At 73.8% G+C, this 22,575-nt stretch carries 28 protein-coding genes and 1 riboswitch; of the genes, 23 read left to right on the forward strand and 5 right to left on the reverse strand.

What is annotated here, in order from left to right; genetic code table 11:
* Position 1 precedes the first annotated feature (1 nt).
* The 4 genes from COO58_RS10485 (at position 2) to COO58_RS10500 (ending at position 2,531) form a co-directional block, all read left to right on the forward strand.
* Entirely contained in the window at positions 2 to 760 is a 759-nt protein-coding gene (locus COO58_RS10485; RefSeq protein WP_098744798.1) for a hypothetical protein, read from the forward strand.
* 45 nt (positions 761 to 805) lie between these two features.
* A complete protein-coding gene (locus tag COO58_RS10490) occupies positions 806 to 1,003 on the forward strand; it encodes a hypothetical protein (RefSeq protein ID WP_091574389.1) in 198 nt (65 codons plus the stop codon).
* Positions 1,003 to 2,280, forward strand: coding sequence for a hemolysin family protein (locus COO58_RS10495; protein ID WP_091574390.1), 1,278 nt, complete (start codon positions 1,003 to 1,005; stop codon positions 2,278 to 2,280). Before COO58_RS10490 ends, COO58_RS10495 begins: the two co-directional genes overlap by 1 nt.
* Before the next feature lie 65 nt (positions 2,281 to 2,345).
* Positions 2,346 to 2,531 carry a hypothetical protein gene (locus COO58_RS10500; protein WP_091574391.1) on the forward strand — a complete coding sequence of 62 codons (186 nt, stop codon included), beginning with the start codon at positions 2,346 to 2,348 and terminating at the stop codon, positions 2,529 to 2,531.
* Between the two features lie 9 nt (positions 2,532 to 2,540).
* On the opposite strand, the gene COO58_RS10505 is transcribed toward COO58_RS10500, so the two are convergent.
* A complete protein-coding gene (locus tag COO58_RS10505; protein ID WP_091574392.1) occupies positions 2,541 to 3,197 on the reverse strand; it encodes a hypothetical protein in 657 nt (218 codons plus the stop codon).
* Positions 3,198 to 3,323: 126 nt separating this feature from the next.
* Between COO58_RS10505 and COO58_RS10510 the strand changes: the two genes are divergently transcribed.
* Positions 3,324 to 3,530 (forward strand): hypothetical protein, encoded by a 207-nt coding sequence (locus tag COO58_RS10510; protein ID WP_091574393.1) that lies wholly within the window; start codon positions 3,324 to 3,326, stop codon positions 3,528 to 3,530.
* Here COO58_RS10510 and COO58_RS10515 read toward each other — a convergent pair.
* The 3 genes from COO58_RS10515 to COO58_RS10525 form a co-directional block, all read right to left on the reverse strand.
* Positions 3,527 to 4,000, reverse strand: a complete 474-nt coding sequence (locus tag COO58_RS10515; protein ID WP_091574394.1) for a hypothetical protein — start codon at positions 3,998 to 4,000, stop codon at positions 3,527 to 3,529. The genes COO58_RS10510 and COO58_RS10515 overlap by 4 nt on opposite strands.
* A complete protein-coding gene (locus tag COO58_RS10520) occupies positions 3,997 to 4,206 on the reverse strand; it encodes a phosphatidylethanolamine-binding protein (RefSeq protein ID WP_091574395.1) in 210 nt (69 codons plus the stop codon). Before COO58_RS10520 ends, COO58_RS10515 begins: the two co-directional genes overlap by 4 nt.
* A gap of 78 nt (positions 4,207 to 4,284) precedes the next feature.
* The gene (locus tag COO58_RS10525) at positions 4,285 to 5,166 is read right to left on the reverse strand and encodes a universal stress protein (RefSeq protein ID WP_098744799.1); all 882 of its coding nucleotides are present in this window, start codon (positions 5,164 to 5,166) and stop codon (positions 4,285 to 4,287) included.
* 127 nt (positions 5,167 to 5,293) lie between these two features.
* Here COO58_RS10525 and COO58_RS10530 point away from each other — a divergent pair, with 127 nt between their 5' ends.
* The 16 genes from COO58_RS10530 to COO58_RS10605 all read left to right on the forward strand — a co-directional run bounded on the left by COO58_RS10530 (position 5,294) and on the right by COO58_RS10605 (position 17,866).
* Positions 5,294 to 6,040: an SAM-dependent methyltransferase gene (locus tag COO58_RS10530; protein WP_091574397.1), complete on the forward strand. Its 747-nt coding sequence runs from the start codon at positions 5,294 to 5,296 to the stop codon at positions 6,038 to 6,040.
* 80 nt (positions 6,041 to 6,120) lie between these two features.
* On the forward strand, positions 6,121 to 7,308 hold the full coding sequence (locus COO58_RS10535; RefSeq protein ID WP_091574398.1) for a PP2C family protein-serine/threonine phosphatase: 1,188 nt from the start codon (positions 6,121 to 6,123) through the stop codon (positions 7,306 to 7,308).
* A 48-nt stretch (positions 7,309 to 7,356) separates the two neighbouring features.
* Positions 7,357 to 7,830, forward strand: a complete 474-nt coding sequence (locus tag COO58_RS10540) for a MarR family transcriptional regulator (protein WP_091574399.1) — start codon at positions 7,357 to 7,359, stop codon at positions 7,828 to 7,830.
* A gap of 315 nt (positions 7,831 to 8,145) precedes the next feature.
* Positions 8,146 to 8,781, forward strand: coding sequence for a CDP-alcohol phosphatidyltransferase family protein (locus COO58_RS10545; RefSeq protein WP_091574400.1), 636 nt, complete (start codon positions 8,146 to 8,148; stop codon positions 8,779 to 8,781).
* Positions 8,778 to 9,725 (forward strand): DUF881 domain-containing protein, encoded by a 948-nt coding sequence (locus COO58_RS10550; protein WP_091574401.1) that lies wholly within the window; start codon positions 8,778 to 8,780, stop codon positions 9,723 to 9,725. The genes COO58_RS10545 and COO58_RS10550 overlap by 4 nt, the downstream gene beginning before the upstream one ends.
* Positions 9,722 to 10,054 carry a small basic family protein gene (locus tag COO58_RS10555; RefSeq protein ID WP_007071104.1) on the forward strand — a complete coding sequence of 111 codons (333 nt, stop codon included), beginning with the start codon at positions 9,722 to 9,724 and terminating at the stop codon, positions 10,052 to 10,054. The genes COO58_RS10550 and COO58_RS10555 overlap by 4 nt, the downstream gene beginning before the upstream one ends.
* A gap of 10 nt (positions 10,055 to 10,064) precedes the next feature.
* Complete coding sequence (locus COO58_RS10560; protein WP_098746237.1) at positions 10,065 to 11,036, forward strand: DUF881 domain-containing protein; 972 nt, start codon at positions 10,065 to 10,067, stop codon at positions 11,034 to 11,036.
* A gap of 54 nt (positions 11,037 to 11,090) precedes the next feature.
* The gene (gene gcvH / locus COO58_RS10565; RefSeq protein WP_091574402.1) at positions 11,091 to 11,471 is read left to right on the forward strand and encodes a glycine cleavage system protein GcvH; all 381 of its coding nucleotides are present in this window, start codon (positions 11,091 to 11,093) and stop codon (positions 11,469 to 11,471) included.
* Between the two features lie 217 nt (positions 11,472 to 11,688).
* Positions 11,689 to 12,141 carry an FHA domain-containing protein gene (locus COO58_RS10570; protein WP_007071101.1) on the forward strand — a complete coding sequence of 151 codons (453 nt, stop codon included), beginning with the start codon at positions 11,689 to 11,691 and terminating at the stop codon, positions 12,139 to 12,141.
* A 50-nt stretch (positions 12,142 to 12,191) separates the two neighbouring features.
* Positions 12,192 to 12,893, forward strand: coding sequence for a MerR family transcriptional regulator (locus tag COO58_RS10575; protein WP_176558866.1), 702 nt, complete (start codon positions 12,192 to 12,194; stop codon positions 12,891 to 12,893).
* A 212-nt stretch (positions 12,894 to 13,105) separates the two neighbouring features.
* Positions 13,106 to 13,570 carry a bifunctional nuclease family protein gene (locus COO58_RS10580; protein WP_091577612.1) on the forward strand — a complete coding sequence of 155 codons (465 nt, stop codon included), beginning with the start codon at positions 13,106 to 13,108 and terminating at the stop codon, positions 13,568 to 13,570.
* A 210-nt stretch (positions 13,571 to 13,780) separates the two neighbouring features.
* Positions 13,781 to 14,350: a MerR family transcriptional regulator gene (locus tag COO58_RS10585; protein WP_098744802.1), complete on the forward strand. Its 570-nt coding sequence runs from the start codon at positions 13,781 to 13,783 to the stop codon at positions 14,348 to 14,350.
* Positions 14,351 to 14,782: 432 nt separating this feature from the next.
* Entirely contained in the window at positions 14,783 to 15,172 is a 390-nt protein-coding gene (locus tag COO58_RS10590; protein ID WP_091574405.1) for a group 1 truncated hemoglobin, read from the forward strand.
* 2 nt (positions 15,173 to 15,174) lie between these two features.
* Positions 15,175 to 16,335, forward strand: a complete 1,161-nt coding sequence (locus tag COO58_RS10595) for a globin domain-containing protein (protein ID WP_091574406.1) — start codon at positions 15,175 to 15,177, stop codon at positions 16,333 to 16,335.
* On the forward strand, positions 16,332 to 17,012 hold the full coding sequence (locus COO58_RS10600; protein ID WP_091574407.1) for a DivIVA domain-containing protein: 681 nt from the start codon (positions 16,332 to 16,334) through the stop codon (positions 17,010 to 17,012). Before COO58_RS10595 ends, COO58_RS10600 begins: the two co-directional genes overlap by 4 nt.
* 155 nt (positions 17,013 to 17,167) lie before the next feature.
* Entirely contained in the window at positions 17,168 to 17,866 is a 699-nt protein-coding gene (locus COO58_RS10605) for a MerR family transcriptional regulator (protein WP_218012379.1), read from the forward strand.
* Here the strand turns inward: COO58_RS10605 and COO58_RS10610 are convergent.
* Complete coding sequence (locus COO58_RS10610) at positions 17,863 to 18,519, reverse strand: SDR family oxidoreductase (protein ID WP_098744803.1); 657 nt, start codon at positions 18,517 to 18,519, stop codon at positions 17,863 to 17,865. The genes COO58_RS10605 and COO58_RS10610 overlap by 4 nt on opposite strands.
* Positions 18,520 to 18,664: 145 nt before the next feature.
* On the opposite strand from COO58_RS10610, the gene COO58_RS10615 reads away from it, so the two are divergent.
* Positions 18,665 to 19,510, forward strand: coding sequence for an NAD-dependent protein deacetylase (locus tag COO58_RS10615; protein ID WP_098744805.1), 846 nt, complete (start codon positions 18,665 to 18,667; stop codon positions 19,508 to 19,510).
* A 56-nt stretch (positions 19,511 to 19,566) separates the two neighbouring features.
* Positions 19,567 to 19,657, forward strand: a riboswitch (glycine riboswitch).
* A gap of 73 nt (positions 19,658 to 19,730) precedes the next feature.
* Entirely contained in the window at positions 19,731 to 22,556 is a 2,826-nt protein-coding gene (gcvP, locus tag COO58_RS10620) for an aminomethyl-transferring glycine dehydrogenase (RefSeq protein ID WP_098744806.1), read from the forward strand.
* The last annotated feature ends 19 nt before the right edge of the window (positions 22,557 to 22,575 follow it).

Raw genomic sequence — 22,575 nt, forward strand, 5'->3', positions numbered from 1 at the left:
CATGATCGACGCCCCTCGTCCCCGCCCGGCCGACAGTGCCCGGCTGCGCCACCGCGCGCTGCCGCTGGCCGTGCTGGGCTGCTGGCTGGTCTGGGCGGCGCTGGCCTGGTGGACCGCGCCGCGCTCGGTCGACGCGGTCGACCTGGAGCGCGACCTGGCGGCGGGCCGGGTGGTGACGCTCGCCCGGGCCGACGGCTGGGACGACAGCGGTCCCTGGGGCCGCCGACCCGAGCTCCGGTACACCCAGAACGGGTCGACCGTCGTCTGGGCCCGACCCGACGGGCAGTTCCGGTACACGTACGTGCCCGCGCCGGTCCCGCAGGGCGGCGCCGTCGAGGACGCCGCCGACCCCGACCCGGTGACCGAACCCGGCCCGGGCCAGGAGGCCGACCCGCTCGCCGACCCCCGGGCGCGCGCCGCCGTCGCCCGGAGTGGGGACAGCCTGGCCGACACCCTGGCGGACGCGGCGGCGCTGCTGGCGCTGACCATCGGCGTCGGCTGGCTGCTCATGCTGGTCGCCGGCCCACCGCCGGTGGCCGGGTCGCGCTGGTACTGGTTCTGGATCGGGCTGCTGCCGTACGCGCTCGGCGTGCTGGCCTGGGCCTGGCGCGAGCGGTGGCGGGCGGAGGCGCCGCTGACCGGCACGCGTGGCTCGGGCTGGCGCGGGTTCGGTGGGCTGATCGTCGGCGGCATCGTGGTGTCGCTGGCGGTGGCGGTGCTCGGCCTCCTGCTCGGCGGTTACGTCGTGCCGGGCGGCTGAGCCAACCCGCACCGGCGACCCGCCCCGGTCACCTACCGTGACGCCATGGACCCTTCCGCGGTCTGGCGGGACAAGAACCACCGGTGGCGGATCGAGGCGTACCGGGCGCCGGACCTGCGGTTCGCCATCTTCGCCACGAACGGCACCACCGAGTCGGCGCCGCTGTGGCTGTTCGGGATGGCCGCGCTGGCCCGCTGGCTGATGACCCATGCCATCTCCCTCGACGACCTGGAGACGGACTGATGGCCGGGCAGGTCGCGCTGGTGCTGGTCCTGGTGCTGGTCAACGCCGCCCTGTCCGGCAGCGAGATGGCGTTGGTGACGCTGCGCGAGGGGCAGCTGCGCCGACTGGGCCGCACGGGGCGCTCCGGGGCCCGGTTGAGCCGGCTGGTCCGGGAGCCGAACCGCTACCTGGCCACCATCCAGCTCGGCATCACCCTGGCCGGGTTCCTCGCCTCGGCCGCCGCGGCGGTGTCGCTGGCCGAGCCGCTCGTCGGTCCGCTGGGCTTCCTGGGCCGGGCCGCCCGCCCGGTCGCGGTGCTGCTGGTGACCGTGCTGCTGACGTTCCTCACGCTGGTGGTGGGGGAGTTGGCGCCGAAGCGGCTGGCCATGCAGTCGGCGGAGCGGTGGGCGCTGCTCAGCGCCGGGCCGCTGGACCTGCTGGCCCGGTTGTCCCGGCCGGCGGTGTGGCTGCTCGGCCGCGCCACCGACCTGCTGGTCCGGGTCGCCGGCGGGGATCCGCGCGCGAGCCGGCAGGAGGTGACCGAGGAGGAGCTGCGGGAGCTGCTGGTCAGCCAGCGCGGACTCTCCGCGCAGCAGCGGGAGATCCTCGCCGGCGCGTTCGACATCGCCGGTCGCACGTTGCGGGAGGTGCTGGTCGCCCGCCGGGACGTGATGACGCTGCCGGCCGACCTGCCGGCCGGTGCGGCGATGCGCCGGCTGGCCGCCGCCGGCCGGTCCCGGGCGCCGGTCACCGGCCCGGGCGGGCTCGACGACGTACGGGGCGTGGTGCACATCCGCGACCTGGTGGACGCCGGGGCGACCGCCGTCGCCGGGTGCGTCCGCCCGCCGGTGCTGCTGCCCGGCACGCTGCCGGTGGCCGACGCGATGCGGCAGCTGCGCCAGCGCCACGAGCAGATGGCCCTGGTGATCGACGAGTACGGCGGCGTCGACGGGCTGGTCACCATGGAGGACCTGCTCGAGGAGGTGGTCGGCGAGCTGTACGACGAGACCGACCGGGACGTCCGTCGGGCCGTGCGGGAGCCCGACGGCGCGTTGGTGCTGCCGGGCGACTTCCCGCTGCACGACCTGCCCGACGCCGGGGTGCGGCTGACCTTCCCGCTGACCCGCGAGTACACCACCGTGGCCGGGTTGGTGCTGGCCGGCCTGGGCCGGCTGCCCGACGGCCCGGGGGAGCGGGTCCGCCTGCCCGGTCTCACCGTCGAGGTGGTCGAGGTGGCCGGCCGGGCGATCCACCGGGTCCGGCTACGCGGTTCCGCCGTCGGCTGCCCGCCCGACTGACCCGGACGGGGGACAACCGCCCGAACCGTGCCCGCGCGGCGGCCGCCGGCCGTACCGTCCGGGACGTGAAGGACCGAGGACTGCGGACGTTCGTCACCGTGCTCGCCGGGCTGGCGGTGATCTACTTCGGGGCCACCGGCCACCGGGAGAGCGGCGGGGAGGGCAGCGGCGTCTCCGGCGGCGTGGTGCTGCTCGCCCTGCTCGCGTCGTTGCTGGCCTGGAACCTCACCAAGCCCGGCCCGGCCAAGTAGCCCGCCGGCTCAGCGGGCCGCCGCGGCGGTGCGGCTCACCTCGCCCGCCGACTCCTCGCCGAGCGCCACCCGCACCAGCGCCGACGCCAGCCGGCCGAAGTCGGCCTCGCCGACCAGCCCGACCAGGCTCCCCGGGTTCGCCGGCAGCCCCAGTCGCCGCGCGCCGGCCAGCGTGCGCCGGTCGGCGTACGGGCGCACGTCGGGCCAGACCGCCTGCGCCTCGCGCAGGAAGATGTCCGCCCCGGTCGGGCCGATGCCGGGGAACTCGACGAGCAGGCGGCGCAGCGCGGCCCGGTCCGCCCCGGCCTCCCGGTGCAGCCGGCGCAGGTCGCCGTGCCACCGGTCCAGGCAGAGTCGGGCGCCGGTGCCGAGCATGGTGGCGGTCCGCTCGTCGTAGCGCCGGTAGTGGCCCCGGCCCAGCGCGTCGACCCGGTCCTGCCAGGTCGCCGCCTCCATGGCCTGCGGGGTGCGCCAGCCGGCGGTGAACAGCTCCCGGGCCGCCGCCACCGCCACGCTCGCCCGGATCCGGGTGCTCAACAGCGTGGTGAGCACCAGCAGCTGGTAGAGCGGACCGGGCCGGTCGGCGAGCGTGATCCCGGCCTCCTCCGCGTACGTGCGGGACTGCCGGTCCAGCAGGGCCCGCGCCACGTTCCGATCGTCCGCCATTCGTTCCGGTTACCCGCCCGGGCGCGGCCCAGACCCGGGGGCGGCGCCGGAATGCGCCGGTCGGCGGCGGGTACCCGGGTCAGGTGCGCGGTCCACGCCGTGCGCCCCACCGGGAAGGAGAGACCCGTGGTCAAGCCGCAGCAGGAGGAACTGCGCCGGAACGACCTCGGCGCCACCAGCCAGGACAGCCGCAAGGGTGTCGTGGGAGCGGCCGGACACCCACGTCACAAGGGCACGTCCAACGCGGACGTGGGCCGGCCGGTGCCCAAGGGGCAGGTCTCGCCGTACGGCCCGGCCGGTGAGCCGGTGGCCGAGGACGAGAGCGACCGCTAACCGCGCCGCGACGACGGCCGCAGCCTCCGCCAGGTGGCTGCGGCCGTCAGTCCGTACGCCAGGTGGGGCACCAGGTCGGAGGCCCAGTCGATCCGCCGCCAGGTGCGCGGGTCGGTCACCCCGAGCAACGTCATCGAGCCGTCCGAGGTGGCCATCACCCCGCCGCCGAGCAGCACCACGGCCAGGGGCAGGGGCACCCGACGTCGGGCCGCGAACGCGCCGAACACCGCGCCGGCGGCGATGCCGGTGACATAGCCGAGGACCGGCCCCAGGCCGGCCCGACGGTTCGCCGCCTCCTCAGCCGGCCCGAGGTCGACGTGCGCCACGTCCGCCAGCTTCCCGGCGGTGGTCTCCGGGGTGGTGCTGGCCGGGCGGGCCCGCGTCGCCATGTCCAGGTAGCTGACCAGGTTGAGCACGGCACTGCCGACGGCGCCCGCGATGGCGCCGTCGACCAGGGGTGCCGCCCTCACTTCGGGTCGCCCGGCTCGCGTTCGCCCTTGGGCCCGTAGGTGCGTTCGCCCCGCACGACACCGCGTTGACCCCGGTCGTCCTGCAGGATCCGGTTGGCCACCTGGTTCGCCTCCTTGTCGGCGGCCCGTCCGGACTGTTCGACGAGGTCGCGCAGCCGTGCCCGCTGCTTGTCGTACGCGTTGCTGCCCGGCCGTGGTCCTGGCATGGTCGCCTCCTGCGGTCGCTGTGGCTGTCGGCACCGTCTACCCGCCCGGGGCCGGGCCAACCGTTGCGCCCGCGGCGCTCAGTCGGGCGCGCGGACCACCGCGACCGGGCAGGCGGAGCGGTGCAGCATGGCCTGGCTGACCGACCCCAGCAGCAGCCCGCTCAGCTCGCCGCGGCCCTGCCGGCCCAGCACGAGCAGTTGGGCGTCGCGGGAGGCGGTGGTGAGCGCCGCGACCGGGCGGGCGTGCACCGCCTCCCGGGTCACCGGTACGTCCGGCCAGCGCTCCTCGACGCCGGCGAGCGACTCGGCCAGCACCCGGTCCTCCTCGCCGCGCAGTTGACCCTCGTCGTACACCAGCGGTTGCATGTCCCCGGGGCCCTGGGACCTCGGATGGGTGTACGCGTGCACGGCGTGCAGCCGCGCGCCCCGCGACGAGGCGGTCTCCGCGGCGAACTCGACGGCCGGTCGGGACAGCTCCGAGCCGTCCACCCCGACCACCACCGGACCGCCGTCGCGTGCCGTCCCGCGCGCGATCAGCACCGGGCAGTCGGCGTACGAGGCGACCTGCACGGCGACCGAGCCGACCACCAGCGCGGCGAAACCGCCGAGTCCGCGGTCGCCGAGCACCACCATGGCCGCGGTGGGGGACTCGCCGAGCAGCACGGCGGCGGCCTCCCCGTCGATGATCTCGCCGGTGATCCGCAGCCCCGGGCACTCCGCCTCGGCCTCCCGCACCGCCTCGGCGACCAGCTGTTCGGCCTGGTTGCGCAGGCCGGCGCCGGGTGGGCTCTGCGCGGGCGCCGACACCGGCACGCGCAGCAGCGGCCAGATGAATCCGTGCACCACCCGCAGCGGACGGTTGCGGCGGGCCGCCTCGCGGGCCGCCAGGCGCACCGCCCGGGAGGCCGGTTCCGAGCCGTCCACCCCGACCACCACGGCCGCGCCGTTCGCGGAGTTCACAGCGGTACCTCCTCGTCGCCGGCCGTCCCGGCCAGTATCGCGGCCGGCGGGTCCCGCCGGAGCGATACCGCCGGAGCCGACCGGTCGGTACGCTGGCCAGCAGCGCCCAGGGGAGGGAGCCTCGTCGATGGCCCAGCCGGAGCGACCGAGCACCGCCCGCATGATCGACCACTGGCTCGGCGGCCGGCACCACCGTCCGGTGGACGTGGCCGCCGCCGCGGCCTTCGAGGCGGCGTACGGGCCCTGTGCGGCGATCTTCCGGTCGTTGCGGGACTTCCTCGGCCGCGCCGTGCGGGCTGCCGCCGCCGACGGGGTGGACGGCTTCCTGGTCTTCGGCGCCGGCGTGCCGACCTGCGGCAACGTGCACGAGGTCGCGCCGGACGCCACGGTCCTCTACACCGACGTGGACCCGGAGACGGTCCGGCTCGGTCAGCGCCTGCTGGCCGGCAGTGACCGCGCCGGTTACGGGTACGGTGACGCCGCCGACATCGGCACGGTCGACCCGGCCCAGCTGCACCGGTTCGTACCGGGGTGGGGGAGGCGGCCGGTGGGGGTGGTCTTCCTCGGGCTGGCCGCGTTCCTGGACGACGACACGCTGGCCCGTACGCTGGACGAGCTGTACGCGGCGGCCGCGCCGGGCAGTTGGTTGGCGATCGACTTCGACAGCGAGGAACTGGCCGGGCACCCGGAGGCGCTGGCGATGATGGGGCCGGATTTCCGGATGCGGGCGCCGGAGGAGTTCGCGCCGCTGCTGGGCCGGTGGCGACCGAGCGCCGACGGCATCGTGCCGGTGGCCCGGTGGCGGCCGGTGGGGGAGCCGGAGCCGGTGCCCGACGCGTTCTACGGCGCGCTGGCCTCGCGGTCGGCCGACTGAGCCAGGTGGGGGCGGGGCGTTGTCGGTGGCCCTCCGTATGATGTTTGCCTTGTAGCAATAGTCGTCATCGGAGGATGAGCATGCCGGAGGCGTCCGGATCGGTGTCGCGTGCCCTGCGCACGGCGCCGCCCGACCAGGTGGCGGAGACCGCGGACGCGGTGCTCCGCCAGACGCTCGGCGCCACGCGGACGGAGGTGTTCGTCGCCGACTACCGCGCCAGCGGCCTCTGGCCGGTGCGGGAACCGGACCGGCCCGACGGCGTCCGACTCCGCTCCGACGGCGTGGCGCAGCGGTGTTTCAGCAGCCAGCAGCCCGTGCTCGACATCGTCGACGACGGCCGCTGCCGGGCCTACCTGCCGCTGTCGGTGTGGGGGGAACGACTCGGTGTGCTGATGGTGGAGCTGCCCGCCGCGCCGGACGCGGCGACGGTCGAGGAGGCCCGCGACGCCGCCGGCGAGGTGGCGATGGCCATGCGCGCGGCCGACCGGGAGACCGACCGCTACCGCCGGGCCCGCCGCCGGGAACGGTTGAGCATGGCCGCGGAGATGCAGTGGGACCTGCTGCCCGGGCGCAGCGTCCGGCACGGCGACGTGCTGCTCGCCGGGCAGCTCGAGCCGGCCTACACCGTCGGCGGGGACCACTTCGACTGGTCGGTCGACGGCGACCGGCTCACCGTCACGGTGCTCAACGGCACCGGCAGCGGACTGGCCGCGTCGATGCTGACCGCGATGACCGTGAACGCCATGCGCAACGCGCGCCGGTCCGGGGGCAGCCTGGTCGAGCAGGCGGAGCTGGCCTCGGACACCATCTTCTACCAGCACCGGGGCAACCGGCACGTGGCGACGCTGCTGCTGGAGCTGGACGACCGCCGGGGTGTGGTGCGGGCGGTGGACGCCGGCTCCCCGCACGTGTTGCGGCTGCGCGGCGGCCGGGTCACCCGCGTCACCCTGGAGCAGCAGCTGCCGCTGGGCATGTTCGCCGAGACCCGCTACGACGTGCAGGAGTTCCCGCTGGAGCCGGGGGACCGGCTGTTCGTGGTCAGCGACGGCGTGTACGCGGCCGAGCCGGGTGAGCAGGAGCCGTACGGTGTGCGGGCGATGGCGCGGTCGATGCGGTCCACTCGGTTGCAGCCGGCGACCGAGGCAGTTGGTACGGTGATGCGCGAACTGCACGCGTACCATGCCGACGCGGATCTTCGCGACGACGCGGTCGTCGTCTGCCTGGACTGGCACGGTTCCGACCGGTCGGGCGACAGCGCCGGGCAGTGAGCGGAGCGGCGGAGCGAACACGAGCGGGACGATCCCAGGGGACAACGGGTGGAGCGACCTCCGAATCTTGCCGCAGCCGTCGAGGCGGCTGCCGAGGCGCTCATCGGTGTGCTCGACTCCGCCACCTCGCGCCACAACGTCAGCGTCTCGCCCACCCAGCTGCGGGTGCTGTCGCTGATCGTGTCGCACCCCGGCACCAACGTGAACCGGCTGGCCGAGCTGCTGGACGTGGTGCCCTCGTCGGCGAGCCGGCTCTGCGACCGCCTGGAGGCGGTCGGGCTGCTGCGCCGGGTGGCCGACCCGCGGGACCGGCGCGAGGTGCGGCTGGTCCCCACCGCGGCGGCCGAGACCCTGCTGCGCGAGCTGCAGGAGCGGCGGCACCGGGCCGTCCAGGCGGTGCTCGACCGGATGCCCAACCGGGTGCAGCACGAGCTGCTGCTGGCGCTCCTGGCGTTCGGGCAGGCGGCCACGACGACGACGGTGCCCCAGACGGGGTCCGACGCCACCGCCCGCACGGCCTGATCTCCTCCCGCGTCCCGTAGGTGCCACCTCCCGCGCCACTGGCCAGCTAGTGTCCTAGGATGCCTTAGCGGTTGTGACGCTGCCCACCGTGACAACGCTGAGCAGCGACGCAGCGCGGCGACCGAAGCGGACCGGGCGGCCCGATATAGTGGCAGCGCAACTGGCCGGCCCATGATCGAAGCGATGGTGGGCCGCATCGGGGAGGTCCCAGCCCGGGATCGCAGAGGGCGCCGGCGTCAGACCGGCCGGCAACGCGCACGTCCCTCCGGCGGCCGCACGTTCGGCTGCCGGACCGTGCTGCGGAGGGAGGGTTCGGTGTCGCGTCGGCCGGCTCCAGCGGAGCACCCGGAGGATGCGGCGACGGCCGCGGGGGACCGCGTCCTCACGTTGCCCAACCTGATCAGCTTCGTCCGGCTCCTGGGTGTGCCGCTGTTCCTGTACCTGTTCCTGGTGGTCCGGGCCGACGTGGTCGCCATCGTGGTGCTGGCCGTGGGCGGCACCAGCGACTGGGTCGACGGGTGGATCGCGCGCCGGCTGCGCCAGGTGAGCAGGTTGGGCGAGCTGCTGGACCCGTTGGCCGACCGGCTCTACATCCTGGCCACGCTGCTCGCGTTCACCGCCCGCGAGGTGGTGCCCTGGCAGTTCACCGCGGCGCTGCTGGCCCGCGAGCTGCTGCTGCTCGGCTCCCTGGGGGTGCTGCGCCGCTACGGCTACGGCCCGCCGCCGGTGCACTACGTCGGCAAGACCGCCACGTTCCTGCTGCTGGCGGCGTTCCCGCTCCTGCTGTTGGCGGACGCGGCGCCGAGTGTGTCCACGGCGGCCGGCGCGATCGGCTGGGGGCTGGCGTGGTGGGGCCTGGTTCTCTACTGGGTGGCCGGCGCGATGTACGTGGTGCAGGCTCGTCGCCTGGTCCGGGGGATGCGGGCGCGGGGTACGGGGGCGGCGGCGTGACGGCGCCGTCGCCGCGTGACGGCGAGCGCGACCCGTCCGCCCGGGTGTACGCGCCGGACTTCCTGACCGAGCTGTTCCGCAATCCGCTCGATCCGGGTTACGGGGACGCGGCGGCGCGGCGGGCGGTGGGTCCGGTGTCGCGGGTGCGTGCGGTGCTGGGTCGCCCGGTGAGCCTGGTGGTGCTGCTGGTGATCGGGTTCCTGTTCGCGGTGGCGTACCGGGAGACGATGGCCGAGGAGCCGAGCCGGGCGACGGCGCGGGCCGGGCTGATCGCCGAGATCAAGCAGCGGGAGGCGGAGACCGACCGGTTGACCGAGCGGGCGGAGCGGTTGCGCGAGGAGGTCGGCCGGCAGCGGGACGCGGCGTTGAGCGGGTCGCAGGCGTCCCGGTTGCGCAACCTGGAGGCCGGTACGGGCGTGGGGCGGGTGCGCGGGGACGGTGTGGTCGTGCGGTTGACGGACGCGCCGCGGGACAAGGACGCGGTGACGGGCGAGGAGGCGGGTCCGTCGCAGGTGTTGTACTCGGATCTGCAGAAGGTGGCGAACGCGCTGTGGGCGGCGGGCGCGGAGGCGGTGGCGGTCAACGGGCAGCGGTTGACGGCGACGACGACGATCCGGCAGGCGGGCGAGGCGATCCTGGTGGACTACCGGCCGGTGACGAGTCCGTACGAGGTGCAGGCGATCGGGCCGGGGTCGATGCGGGACCGCTTCGACGACAGCCGGGCGGCGGAGTTGATGCGGTACCTGGCGCGGACGGCGGGGTTGTCGTTCGCGGTGAAGGAGGTCGACGACCTCACCCTGCCGGCGGCTCCTGAGCCACAGCTACGCTACGCCGAGCCTCCGGCGAGTCCGAGCCCTCGTCCGTCGGGTTCCGGTGTCGCCGGTTCGTCCAGTCCCGGGCCGTCCGGCTCGGGTTCTCCCAGCCCTTCCGGAGGTGGCCGATGATCGCGGTGCTGGCGTTGCTCGCCGGTGTGGTGCTCGGGGTGTATCTGGACCCCACGGTGCCGGCGGCGTTGCAGCCGTATCTGCCGATCGCGGTGGTGGCCGCGTTGGACGCGGTGTTCGGTGGGGTGCGGGCGAAGCTGGACCGGATCTTCGACGACAAGCAGTTCGTGGTGTCGTTCATCTCGAACGTGCTGGTGGCTGGTCTGATCGTGTACCTGGGTGACCAGTTGGGCGTGGGTGGTCAGTTGTCCACGGGTGTGGTGGTCGTGTTGGGCGTGCGCATCTTCGGAAACGTCGCGGCGATCCGCCGGCACCTGTTCCGGGCGTAGGTTGGTGGCGATGAGCGAGGAGCACAGGGAGACGGGTACGGGGTGGCCGCAGCCGGCGGGGCCGGGGCGGCCGTCGGGTCCGGCGGGTGAGCCGGATCCGCGTCCGGACGCGCCGGATCCGGACGAGTTGAGCCCGTTGGCGCCGGAGGCTGAGCCGGCGGCGCCGGTGGAGCGGGAGGACGTGCCGGCGCCGGCGGAGGAGCCGGGCGCGGTCGTGTCGCCCGAGCCGGAGCCGGACCCGGGGGAGCCGGACCCGGTGTCGCGGCCGGAGCGGGTCTCGGTGTCGCGGCGGTTGACGTCGGCGGGCGCGATGATCGCGGTGTTGCTGGCGTTGTTGGGTTTCACGTTGGTGGTGCAGCTGAAGACGACGTCGACGGATCCGACGCTCGCGGCGACGCGGGAGGAGGACCTGGTCCGGATCTCGTCGGATCTGGATTCGCGGGAGCGGCGTCTGCGGCAGGACATCGAGGCGTTGGAGGACAGCCAGCGGCAGTTGCGTTCGGGTGAGCAGGGTCGGCAGGCGGCGTTGGAGGAGGCGACGCGGCGGGCGGACGAGCTGGGCATCCTGGCGGGGACGCTGCCGGCGGTGGGGCCGGGCCTGGAGGTGGAGTTCCGCGGGCCGGAGAAGGCGACGTCGTCGACGCGGATCCTGGACGCGGTGCAGGAGTTGCGGGGTGCGGGCGCGGAGGCGATGCAGATCCAGGGTGCGGACGGCACCGCGGTGCGGATCATCGCGTCGACGTATTTCGTGGACGGCTCGGGTGGTGGCCTGGTGGTGGACGGGCGGCGGTTGAGTGGTCCGTACACGATCCTGGTGATCGGTGATCCGGCGACGATGCGTACGGCCTTGAACATTCCGGGCGGGGTGGTCTCATCGGTGCGGGACGCCGGCGGTAACGTGACGTCCGAGGATCGTGAGGTTGTGGAGGTTTCGCAGCTGCACGCGCCGATCAAGCTGGACCACGCCCGGCCGGTTTCCTGACCGGTCGCGGCCGCGCCGGTTTCTCCGGTGCACCGATGACGAAGGACGCAGTTGGTGATTCCTGAGGATCTGCGGTACACCGCCGAGCACGAGTGGGTGGTCGGTGGTGACGGTGGTGTCGTCCGCGTCGGTATCACGCACTTCGCGCAGGACGCCCTGGGTGACATCGTGTTCGTGCAGCTGCCGGACGCCGGTGCGGTGGTGGCGGCGGGTGAGTCGCTGGGCGAGATCGAGTCGACGAAGAGCGTGTCGGAGATCTACGCGCCGTTGAGCGGTACGGTGGCGGCGCGCAACGAGGCGTTGGCCGACACCCCTGAGGTGATCAACACGGATCCGTACGGTGCGGGGTGGTTGGTGGAGATCACTCCGGATGATCCGGCGGCGGTCGAGGGTCTGTTGACCGCTGACGCGTACCGCGAGCTCACCGAGAGCTGAGTTCGTGTCGTTCCGGGCGGCGGGCTTGGTTCCGCGCGTCCGGTTGCCCTGCATTTCGGCGCTGGCTAGGCTCGCCCAGTCGACCGAGAACCAATAGTTTGAGCGTTGCGGAGTGCGCCTTCCCGGGCACGGGGAGCCAGCCGCCGGGTGTGGGTTTGCCCGGCGGCCAGACCCGCCATTCCCCGACGCCGACCGAACAGATCCGTGAGGTGGTCCCATGACGCGCCCAGACGACGAGTTCCCCCCGCTCGACGTCACTTCGACGCTCAATCTCGGTTCGCTCGACGAAGTGCTGGAGGGCCCGGACACCGATGTGGTGCCGAGCCGTATGTCCGGCTCGTTGCCGCCGGGTATGGCGTTGCTGGTGGTTCGCCGGGGCCCGAACGCGGGTGCCCGGTTCCTGTTGGACCACGACGTGACGACGAGTGGGCGGCACCCGGACAGTGACATCTTCCTCGACGACGTGACGGTGTCGCGGCGGCACGCGGAGTTCCACCGCGACGGTGGGACGTTCACGGTGCGGGACGTGGGGAGCCTGAACGGCACCTACGTGAACCGGGAGCGGGTCGAGGCCGCGACGTTGAGCAACGGTGACGAGGTGCAGATCGGCAAGTTCCGGGTGGTGTTCATCGCCGGTCCGCGCCCGGAGGAGGAGGCCGGCCGGGGGTGAACGAGCCTGCGGCTTCGACGCCGTCCGGGGCGGCGCGGGCGCCGGCGCTGATGAGTATCGGCGAGGTGCTGGCGCAGTTGCGGGCGGAGTTCCCGGACGTCACGATCTCGAAGTTGCGGTTCCTGGAGGCCGAGGGCCTGGTGGAGCCGCAGCGCACGCCGGCGGGTTATCGCAAGTACGGCTGGGACGACGTGGCTCGGCTGCGGTTCGTGTTGACGGCGCAGCGGGATCAGTATCTGCCGTTGCGGGTGATCCGGGAGCAGTTGGCGGAGTGGGACGTCTCGGATGAGCCGGTGGGGCGGTCGCGGCCGAATCTGGTGGCGGTCGGTCCGGGTGGTGAGGTTCCGGGTCGGGAGTCGGTGGAGCCGGTCGGGTCGTCGGAGGTGCGGCTAAGTCGGGCGGAGCTGATCTCCCGCAGCGGGGTCGACGAGTCGACGTTGGTCGAGTTGGAGCGGCTCGGTGTGCTGGTGTCGGATCCGCCGGGGTGGTACGACGCGGACGCGTTGATCATCGCGAGTGCGGTGGCGGGTTTGGCGGCGTACGGGTTGGAGCCGCGGCACCTGCGGGCGTACCGGTCGGCGGCGGATCGGGAGGTCGGTCTGTTCGCGCAGTTGGTGGCGCCGTTGGTGCGGCAGAGTGATCCGGCGGCGCGGGCCCGGGCGGCGGAGACGGCGCGGGAGTTGACGGCGTTGTCGCAGCAGTTGCACGCGGCGTTGGTGCGGGTGGGGCTGCGGTCGACGTTGGGCCGGTGAGGTCGGTGGTGGGGCCGGGTGCCGTGGGGTGCCCGGCCCTTCGTCGTGGGTGGGCGCGGAAAGATCTGGTGCGGGAAGCGTGTCGTAGGCTTGCCGGGGTAAGCCCGTCCGTCGAGGCGTGGTGCACGTAGCGCGTGGGACTCCCGTGTCCTGGTCCGTGTACCGTGCAGGGAAGGGCGCGGTGCGAAGGTGACGACGACACGGAGGCGGCGGTGCGCGAGCTGAGCGTGGTCGGAGTTCGGGTGGAGTTGCCCAGCAACCAGCCGATCGTCCTGCTGCGGGAGGTCGAGGGGGACCGTTATCTGCCGATCTGGATCGGTGCGGTCGAGGCGACGGCCATCGCCTACGAGCAGCAGGGGGTCAAGCCGGCGCGGCCGTTGACGCACGATCTGCTGCGGGACGTGTTGGCGGCGTTGCAGGCGCCGTTGCGGGCGGTGGAGATCACCGAGTTGAAGGAGAACGTCTTCTACGCGGATCTGCTGCTCGGTGACGGCGTGCGGGTGTCGGCGCGGCCCAGTGACTCCATCGCGTTGGCGTTGCGGGTGGGGGCTCCGATTCGTTGTGCGGAGCAGGTCCTCAGCGAGGCGGGGATCGTGATCCCGGACGAGCAGGAGGACGAGGTGGAGAAGTTCCGCGAGTTCCTGGACCAGGTGCGGCCGGAGGATTTCGCGGGTTGAGTGTGCCGGCCGGGTGGCCGGGGTGCGCGGCGGTGGTGGTCACGGTGGGTGGCGACTGGCCGCCGTGTGTGCTGTCGTGGGCCGGTGGCGCGGCGTGTCGGGTGTCTCCTGCGGGTGTGGGGGCGGGGCCGGCGTTAGGGTTGCCGTGTCGAGGGGTGCGCGTACGGGGAGTCGACGTGGCACCGCACGGGCGCGGGGAGGTTGGTCCGGATGCACGAGCCGCGGGATCCTGGTCCGAGTGCGGAACAGCAGGCCGGTGACGGCGAGGTGGGTTACCGGGGTGTGACCGCGTGTTCGGCGGTGGGCATCAGTTACCGGCAGTTGGACTACTGGGCCCGCACGGCGCTGGTGGTGCCGAGTGTGCGGGACGCGTCGGGTTCGGGGACGTCCCGGTTGTACTCGTTCCGCGACCTGGTGGTGTTGAAGGTCGTGAAGCGGCTGCTGGACGCCGGGGTGTCGTTGCAGAACATCCGTAAGGCGATCGAGGCGTTGCGGTCGCGTGGTGTGGACGATCTGGCGGGCATCACGTTGATCTCCGACGGGACGACGGTGTACGAGTGCCGGTCGCCGGAGGAGGTGGTCGACCTGTTGCAGGGCGGCCAGGGCGTGTTCGGGATCGCGATCGGTGGCGCGTTCAAGGAGATCCAGGGTTCGTTGTCGCACCTGCCGGCGGAGCCGGTGGGTGTCCCGGAGCAGGACGTCGCCCCGGTGGTGGAGCCGGAGGCGGATTCGGTGGGGGACGAGTTGGCGGCGCGGCGGGCGCGGCGTCGCGCCGGGTGATCCGTCGGCGTCTCGTGCACGGGATCGCGTCGTGGCCTTTCGGCTCGGCGCGATTTCTCGTTTGGTGACGGGGTGTGTGGGCGGCGGCGCGGTGGGGGTCGTCGTGGCCGGTGGGTCCGGGCCGTTGCGGGTGTGTGCAGGTCACGGCCGGTCCGGGTGCAATGTCCGAAAGGGACCGCGGGCGCGCCGTGTTGACCTTGTGTGTCGGGCTGCTCGCGGTGTGTTCACCGTCCCGGGTGGACGTGTTGACTGTCCGTAGTTGACAGGTGTCGGGAACCCGATAGGCCAGGCGTGAAGTGTCGCGGCGGGCGCGCTATGGTCCGTCTCGGTCGTCGGTGTGTCGACGTCATCGCGGAACGCTGTGTGACGCCGCGCCGGCTGGCGACACCCCTGCCGCGGCGCTGCCGCGGACCCCTGTCGGAAGGACCGAGCATGACGGTGACGAACGAGACCACCCCGATCTCCCACTACGAGCGCATCGGCGGCGCGGCGGCGGTGAAGGCCGCGGTGGAGCTGTTCTACGACAAGGTGCTCGCCGACCCGGATCTCGCCGGCTACTTCACCGACGTGAACATGGCCGACCAGCGGCGGCACCTGGCGCTGATGCTGGCGGTCGTGCTGGGCGGCCCGAACGAGTACACGGGTCGGGGGTTGGCCGAGGCGCACCAGCCGTTGCGCATCCCGGGGGAGCACTACGCGAAGGTCGGGCAGCACCTGAGCGCCACGCTGGTGGAGTTGGGTGTGCCGGCGGATGTGATCGCCGACGTGCAGGTGGTGCTCGGTCAGGTGCGGGAGCAGGTCGTGTCGGCGGGGAACGCCTGAGCGTGGACGCGGCACGGCTCAAGCAGAGCTGGGCCCTGGTCGCCGCGCACGGCGACCAGGTGCCGCTCTACTTCTATTCGACGCTGTTCCTGGCGCATCCGGAGACCCGGCAGATGTTCGGCACGAACATGGCCGGGCAGCGTGACCGTCTGGTGTCGGCGTTGGGGCACGTCGTGTCCCACGTGGACCAGGTGGACCGGCTGGTCGGGTTCCTGCAGCAGCTCGGCGCGGACCACCGCAAGTACGCGGTGCGCGCCGAGCACTACCCGGCGGTCGGTGCGGCGCTGCTGGAGACGTTGCGGCACTTCTGCGCGGAGGCGTGGACCGACGAGCTGGCCGCGGACTGGGCGGCCGCGTACGGGCTGGTGGCGCAGGTGATGACGGAGGCCGCGCAGGCGGCGGAGGCGCACTCCCCGCCGTGGTGGGTGGCGGAGGTGCTGACCCACGAGCGGCGCACGTTCGACGTGGCGGTGCTGACGGTGCGACCGCAGTACCTGCTGCCGTTCACCCCGGGGCAGTCGATCGGCGTGTCCCATCCGGCGGTGCGGTCGTGGCGGTACTACTCGCCGGCGAACGCGCCGCGCCCGGACGGCACGGTGGAGTTGCACGTGCGTGCCGCGCCGGGTGGCGCGGTGTCGTCGCGGCTGGTGTACGGGTGCGCGGCCGGTGACCAGATCCACCTGGCGTCGCCGGTGGGGGACCGGTTGACGTTGTGGCCGGCCGGGTCGTCGGATCTGTTGCTGCTGGCCGGTGGCACCGGCTGGGCGCCGGTGAAGGCGTTGGTGGAGCAGGTCGCGGCGGAGGGTTCGGGGCGGCGGGTGGACCTGTACGTGGGGGCGCGTTCGCGGACCGAGTTCTACGACAGCGAGGCGATCGACAAGTTGGCGGCGACGCATCCGTGGCTGCGGGTGTCGTACGTGGCCGGGTCGGATCCGGCGCGGCCGGGGGAGCCGGTGCGGCTCGCCGACCGGGTGCTGGCCGACGGGGACTGGCGGTCGCGGCACGTGTACGTGTGTGGCTCCGACGAGCTGGTGAGCCATTCGGTGGCGGCGTTGACCGGTGCCGGCTACCAGCCGGGTCAGGTCCACCACGAGGGTTTCGGCAAGCACTGGTACGGGCCGACGTGGCGGACCGTGACGACCCCTGACGGAGGTATCCAATGAGTGCGACTCCGATCAGCCGGTACGACGCGCAGCAGGTGTCCGGGCCGGTGCAGGTGCGGCTGACCCCCGACCGGGTGCGGCGGTGGGAGTTCGGGTCGGCGGCGTTCACCCGCCGCGGCTACGAGCAGGCCGACGTGGACCGGTTCCGGATGCAGGTGGCCGACGAGTTGGATCTGCTGGCCGCGCAGGTGGCGAACCTGCGGGCGGAGAACGAGCGGCTCAACGACCATCTGGAGCTGCACCGGCACGGGGTGATCCCGAGCGCCGACAAGCCGGCGATGCCGGCGGCGAAGGAGGTCAACCTGCTGTCGGCGGCGCAGCGGGAGGCCGAGCAGATCATCGCGCAGGCCCACGACTACGCCCGCCGGGTCGCCGAGTACGCCCGGACGCAGTACGAGAGTTACATGCGGGCGGCGGCGGAGGAGGCGAAGCAGGAGGCCGAGCGGGTGGTGGCGGAGTACCGCAGCAGCGCCGGCGGGAGTTTCGACGACTCGGTGGCCGCGCGGGAGGCGTTGCGGATCTTCGGCGAGATGATGATGTCGCACATGCAGGCGGCGGCCCGGCATCTGGACGAGGGCAGCGAGCAGTTGGCGCGCACGATGGAGCGGATCGCCCGTGAGGCGCCGCCGGTGGGTGGTGTCGCGGCGCAGCCGGCGTTGCCGCGTCACCAGCGGTAGGTCCTCAGCCGCCGGCCCGGCTCACCCGAGCGTCCGGCCCGGCCCACCCCGCCGGTGGGCCGGGTCGGGCGGTCGCCCGTATCGTCGGGGTCGACGGTGGACCCTTCGACGATCCGGGCGGGGTGGTGGGGCGGCACCCGCGGGCACGCGACCGGCTGCGGCCGGTGGACCTGGCGCGCGCGTACGGCGTGTCCACTCAGGCGGTGCGTAACTACGAGGCGGCCGGGGTGTTGCCGCAGGCGGCGCGCACCGGGCACGGCTACCGCACCTACACGCCCCGGCACGCGGCGGCGTTGCGGGCGTTCCTGGCTCTGGTCGCCGGGCACGGCCATGGGGCGGCGACGGCGATCATGAGGGCGGTGCACCGGGGTGCGGTGGACGAGGCGCTGCGGCTGGTCGACACCGGTCACGCCCGGTTGCTGGACGACCGCCGGACCCTCGACGCGGTGGCGGCGGCGCTGGCGGACCTGCCGGCCGGGACCGGCGAGGACGTGGCGTCGGGGCGCGGCGCGGTGTTCGTCGGTGCGCTGGCCCGCCGGCTGGGGGTCCGGGCGGCCACGCTGCGGCAGTGGGAACGCGCGGGTCTGCTGTGCCCGGGCCGGGACCCGCGCACCGGTTACCGGGTGTACCGGCCGGCGGACGTGCGGGACGCGTTGCTGGTGGGTCAGTTGCGGCGCGGCGGTTACCCGCTGGCCCGGATCGTCCCGCTGCTCGTCGAGGTCCGCGCCGCCGGGGGTGTGGCGGACCTGGACGCGGTGCTGGGCGACTGGCGGGCCCGGTTGGGGGCGCGCGGGCGGGCCCTGCTCACCGGCGCCGCCGCTCTGGCCGCCTACCTCGACGGGGACGGGAGCTAGCCGGCGAGGGCGCCGACGGCCTCGGCGATGGGGGTGTCCCCGCCGACGAGTTCGACGGTGTGGCCGGCGGTGCCCGGGGCGTTCAGCAGGGCCAGCAGCACCCGGGCCACGTCGGCGCGGCTGACCGCGCCGGGGTCGACGTGCCGGGCCAGGGTGATCCGGCCGGCCGGTTCGTCGTCGGTGAGCCGGCCGGGGCGCAGCACGGTCACGTCCAGGTCCCGGCCGGTGACCTCGTCCTCGGCGGCCTTCTTCGCCCGCAGGTACGCCGCCCACACCTCGTCGGTGCCGGCAGCGGGCGGGTCGTCCACGCCCATCGAGGAGACCAGCAGGTAGCGGCGGACCCCGGCGCGGACGGCGGCGTCGGCGAGCAGCACGGCGGCGCCCCGGTCGACGGTGTCCTTGCGGTCGGCGCCGCTGCCCGGCCCGGCCCCGGCGGCGAACACCACCGCGTCGGCGCCGGCGAGGTGGGCGGCGAGGGCGTCGACGTCGGTGTGTTCCAGGTCGCACACGACGGGTTCGGCGCCGGCGGCGCGCAGCGCGGCCTCGTGCTCGGGGTTGCGGATCAACCCGACGGCGGTGTCCCCGCGCCCGGCGAGTTCCCGCTCCAGCAGCTTGGCGATCTTCCCGTGGCCTCCGGCGATGACGACGCGCATGCCCTCAACCTAGCCCGCCACACCGCGCCCCGCCGGGTGACCGGCCCCGCCGATCATGAGGTCGGCGGCACCAACCTCATGATCGACGCAGTGATGCGGGCAGCGTGGGTGGGAGGTGTGGGGGTGGGCGAGGGAGCATGGACGGGTGAGTGACGAGTTCGAGGCGTTGACGCGGCTGGTGGCCGCCGGGGGTGTGGTGGTGCTCAGCGGCGCCGGCCTGTCCACCGAGTCGGGTATTCCCGACTACCGGGGGCCCAGCGGCGCGGCCCGCCGGCACACCCCGATGACCTACCAGGCGTTCACCCGCGACCCGGTGGCCCGGCGGCGCTACTGGGCGCGCAGCCACCTGGGGTGGCACACCATCGCCCGGGCCGCGCCCAACGACGGGCACCGGGCGGTGGCCCGCCTGCAACGCGCCGGGCTCCTCGACGGGATCATCACCCAGAACGTCGACGGGCTGCACACCGCCGCCGGCGCCACCGGGGTGATCGAGCTGCACGGGCGCCTCGACGAGGTGACCTGCCTGGACTGCGGCAACGCCACCGGCCGCGACGAGCTGCACCGGCGCCTGTCCGAGGCCAACCCGGGCTTCGACGCGGTCGCGGCGCACGTCAACCCCGACGGCGACGTGGACCTGCCCGACGAGGCGGTGACCGGGTTCCGCGCCGTCGACTGCGGGGTGTGCGGCACCGGCATGCTCAAACCGGACGTGGTGTTCTTCGGCGAGACGGTGCCGGCGCCCCGGGTGGCGGACTGCTTCGCGCTGGTCGAGCGGGCCCGGGCGCTGCTGGTGCTGGGGTCGTCCCTGACGGTGATGTCGGGGCGGCGGTTCGTGTTGCGCGCGGCGAAGCACGGCATCCCGGTGGGCATCGTCAACCAGGGCGCCACCCGCGGCGACGGGTACGCCACGCTGCGCCTGGACGCCCCGCTGGGCGCCACCCTCACCGCGCTGACCGCCGCGCTCACCGAACCGGTGCCGGCGGCGCGGTGATCACCCCCGGGACATGAGCCGGAAACACGCCCGCTGGTAGCGTGGGAGGTGCCGGTACCACCCACGTGGGAGAGACCGTCTCGCCGACGGCGCCGAAGGGGCAGATTCTCCCCGGAACCTCTCAGGCAAAAGGACCACGTGGGCAGGCGCTGTGGAGCGCGTCAGCGCGACTCAGGGGGAGGCCGACCCGTCGACCTCGCCCCCACAAGGAGCGCCGCCCATGACCGCAGAGCAGTTCGCCGACCGGCACATCGGCCCCGGCCCGGACGACGAGCGCCGGATGCTGGAGGCCGTCGGCTACAGCTCCGTCGACGAGCTGATGGACGCCGCGATCCCCGAGGTGATCCGCTGGCACGGCACCCTCGACCTGCCCGCGCCCGCCTCGGAGCGGGAGGCCCTGGCCGAGCTGCGCGCCCTGGCCGCCCGCAACACCGTCGCCGTGTCGATGATCGGCCTGGGCTACCACGGCACCCACACCCCGGCGGTGATCCGCCGCAACGTGCTGGAGAACCCGGCCTGGTACACCGCGTACACCCCGTACCAGCCGGAGATCAGCCAGGGCCGGCTGGAGGCGCTGCTGAACTTCCAAAGCATGGTGTCCGGTCTGACTGCGCTACCAGTTGCGAACGCCTCGATGCTCGACGAGGGCACCGCCGCGGCCGAGGCGATGACGCTGGCCCGCCGCGCGTCGAAGAGCAGGAGCCCGGTGTACGTGGTGGACGCCGACGCGCTGCCGCAGACCGTCGCGGTGATCACCAGCCGCGCCGAGCCGCTCGGCATCGAGGTGCGCGTGCTCGACGTGGAGCGCGACGACCTGCCGGCGGAGTTCTTCGGCCTGCACCTGCAGTACCCGGGCGCGTCCGGCGCGGTCCGCGACCACCGGGCGCTGGTCGAGGCGGCGCACGGCGTGGGCGCCCTGGTGACCGTCGCGGCGGACCTGCTGGCGTTGACGTTGCTGCGCCCGCCGGGGGAGATCGGCGCGGACATCGCCGCCGGCACCACCCAGCGTTTCGGCGTACCCATGGCCTTCGGTGGCCCGCACGCCGGCTACCTGGCGGTGCGCGCCGGCCTGGAGCGGATGCTGCCGGGCCGGCTGGTCGGGGTGTCCCGCGACGCCGACGGCAACCCGGCGTACCGGCTGGCGTTGCAGACCCGCGAGCAGCACATCCGCCGGGAGAAGGCGACCAGCAACATCTGCACCGCGCAGGTGCTCCTCGCCGTGATGGCCGGCATGTACGCGGTCTACCACGGCCCGGACGGGCTGCGCGCGATCGCCCGGCGCACCCACGAGGCGGCGGCCCGGCTCGCCGCCGGCCTGCGCGCCGGCGGTGTGGACGTGGCCGACGTGCCGTTCTTCGACACGGTCACCGCGACCGTGCCGGGCCGCGCCGCGCAGGTGGTGGCCGCCGCCGCCGAGCGCAACGTGAACCTGCGGCTGGTCGACGCCGACCGGGTCGGTGTCTCCTGCGACGAGACCACCACCGCCGCGCACCTCGCCGCGGTGTGGGCGGCGTTCGGCGTGGACGGGTTCGACGGGGACGTCGACGCGGGCCTGCCGGGCGGGCTGACCCGCACGTCGGACTTCCTCACCCACCCGGTGTTCCGCACCCACCACTCGGAGACGGCGATGCTGCGCTACCTGCGCCGGCTGGCCGACTTCGACTACGCCCTGGACCGGGGCATGATCCCGCTGGGCTCGTGCACGATGAAGCTCAACGCCACCACCGAGATGGAGCCGATCACCTGGCCGGAGTTCGCGCACGTGCACCCGTTCGCGCCGGACGCGCAGACCGTCGGCTACCGGGAGATGATCGCCCAGCTGGAGGGCTGGCTGGCGGAGGTCACCGGCTACGACGCGGTCAGCGTGCAGCCCAACGCCGGCTCGCAGGGTGAGCTGGCCGGGCTGCTGGCCATCCGCGCCTACCACCGCGAGCGCGGCCAGGGGCACCGCGACGTGTGCCTGATCCCGTCGTCGGCTCACGGCACCAACGCCGCGTCGGCGGTGATGGCCGGCATGCGGGTGGTCGTGGTCGGCTGCGACGCCGACGGCAACGTCGACCTGGTCGACCTCGACGCGAAGATCGACAAGCACCGGGACGCGCTCGCCGCGATCATGGTGACGTACCCGTCGACGCACGGGGTGTACGAGACCGGCATCGCGCAGCTGTGCGCGAAGGTCCACGACGCCGGCGGTCAGGTGTACGTCGACGGGGCGAACCTCAACGCGCTGGTCGGGTTCGCCAAGCCGGGCAAGTTCGGGGCGGACGTGTCGCACCTGAACCTGCACAAGACGTTCTGCATCCCGCACGGCGGCGGCGGCCCCGGAGTCGGGCCGGTGGCGGTGCGGGCGCACCTGGCGCCGTTCCTGCCCGGCGACCCGGTCGGCGCGCCCGCCGACGGGCGGCCGGCGATCTCGGCGGCCCGGTACGGGTCGGCGGGGATCCTGCCGATCCCGTGGGCGTACCTGCGGATGATGGGCGCGGACGGGCTGGCCCGGGCCACCGGCGTGGCGGTGCTGGCCGCGAACTACGTGGCGGCGCGGCTGCGGGCGCACTTCCCGGTGCTCTACGCCGGCAACAAGGGCCTGGTGGCCCACGAGTGCATCCTGGACCTGCGGCCGCTGACCAAGGCGACCGGGGTGAGCGTCGACGACGTGGCCAAGCGGCTGATCGACTACGGCTTCCACGCGCCGACGATGTCGTTCCCGGTGGCGGGGACGCTGATGGTGGAGCCGACCGAGAGCGAGGACCTGGCCGAGCTGGACCGGTTCTGCGAGGCGATGATCGCCATCCGGGCGGAGATCGACAAGGTCGGCTCGGGAGAGTGGCCGGCGGGGGACAACCCGCTGTCCCACGCGCCGCACACGGCGGCGATGGTGTCCGCTGACGAGTGGTCGCACCCGTACCCGCGGTCGGTGGGCGCCTACCCGGGCGACACGGACCGGGTGGGGAAGTACTGGCCGCCGGTGCGGCGCATCGACGGCGCGTACGGCGACCGGAACCTGGTCTGCTCGTGTCCGGCGCCGGAGGCGTTCGAGGAGGACTGAGCGCATCGCGCCGGGGCGG

This window comes from Micromonospora sp. WMMA1996 (assembly GCF_002573675.1).
Lineage (GTDB): Bacteria > Actinomycetota > Actinomycetes > Mycobacteriales > Micromonosporaceae > Micromonospora > Micromonospora sediminicola.

Excerpts from the sequence above, each read along its gene's own strand:
- COO58_RS10485 (WP_098744798.1), top strand. The coding sequence starts at position 2 with ATGATCGACGCCCCTCGTCCCCGCCCGGCCGACAGTGCCCGGCTGCGC.
- COO58_RS10490 (WP_091574389.1), top strand. The coding sequence starts at position 806 with ATGGACCCTTCCGCGGTCTGGCGGGACAAGAACCACCGGTGGCGGATC.
- COO58_RS10495 (WP_091574390.1), top strand. The coding sequence starts at position 1,003 with ATGGCCGGGCAGGTCGCGCTGGTGCTGGTCCTGGTGCTGGTCAACGCC.
- COO58_RS10505 (WP_091574392.1), bottom strand. The coding sequence starts at position 3,197 with ATGGCGGACGATCGGAACGTGGCGCGGGCCCTGCTGGACCGGCAGTCC.
- COO58_RS10520 (WP_091574395.1), bottom strand. The coding sequence starts at position 4,206 with ATGCCAGGACCACGGCCGGGCAGCAACGCGTACGACAAGCAGCGGGCA.
- COO58_RS10530 (WP_091574397.1), top strand. The coding sequence starts at position 5,294 with ATGGCCCAGCCGGAGCGACCGAGCACCGCCCGCATGATCGACCACTGG.
- COO58_RS10535 (WP_091574398.1), top strand. The coding sequence starts at position 6,121 with ATGCCGGAGGCGTCCGGATCGGTGTCGCGTGCCCTGCGCACGGCGCCG.
- COO58_RS10555 (WP_007071104.1), top strand. The coding sequence starts at position 9,722 with ATGATCGCGGTGCTGGCGTTGCTCGCCGGTGTGGTGCTCGGGGTGTAT.
- COO58_RS10560 (WP_098746237.1), top strand. The coding sequence starts at position 10,065 with ATGAGCGAGGAGCACAGGGAGACGGGTACGGGGTGGCCGCAGCCGGCG.
- COO58_RS10570 (WP_007071101.1), top strand. The coding sequence starts at position 11,689 with ATGACGCGCCCAGACGACGAGTTCCCCCCGCTCGACGTCACTTCGACG.
- COO58_RS10575 (WP_176558866.1), top strand. The coding sequence starts at position 12,192 with ATGAGTATCGGCGAGGTGCTGGCGCAGTTGCGGGCGGAGTTCCCGGAC.
- COO58_RS10585 (WP_098744802.1), top strand. The coding sequence starts at position 13,781 with ATGCACGAGCCGCGGGATCCTGGTCCGAGTGCGGAACAGCAGGCCGGT.
- COO58_RS10590 (WP_091574405.1), top strand. The coding sequence starts at position 14,783 with ATGACGGTGACGAACGAGACCACCCCGATCTCCCACTACGAGCGCATC.
- COO58_RS10600 (WP_091574407.1), top strand. The coding sequence starts at position 16,332 with ATGAGTGCGACTCCGATCAGCCGGTACGACGCGCAGCAGGTGTCCGGG.
- COO58_RS10610 (WP_098744803.1), bottom strand. The coding sequence starts at position 18,519 with ATGCGCGTCGTCATCGCCGGAGGCCACGGGAAGATCGCCAAGCTGCTG.
- gcvP (WP_098744806.1), top strand. The coding sequence starts at position 19,731 with ATGACCGCAGAGCAGTTCGCCGACCGGCACATCGGCCCCGGCCCGGAC.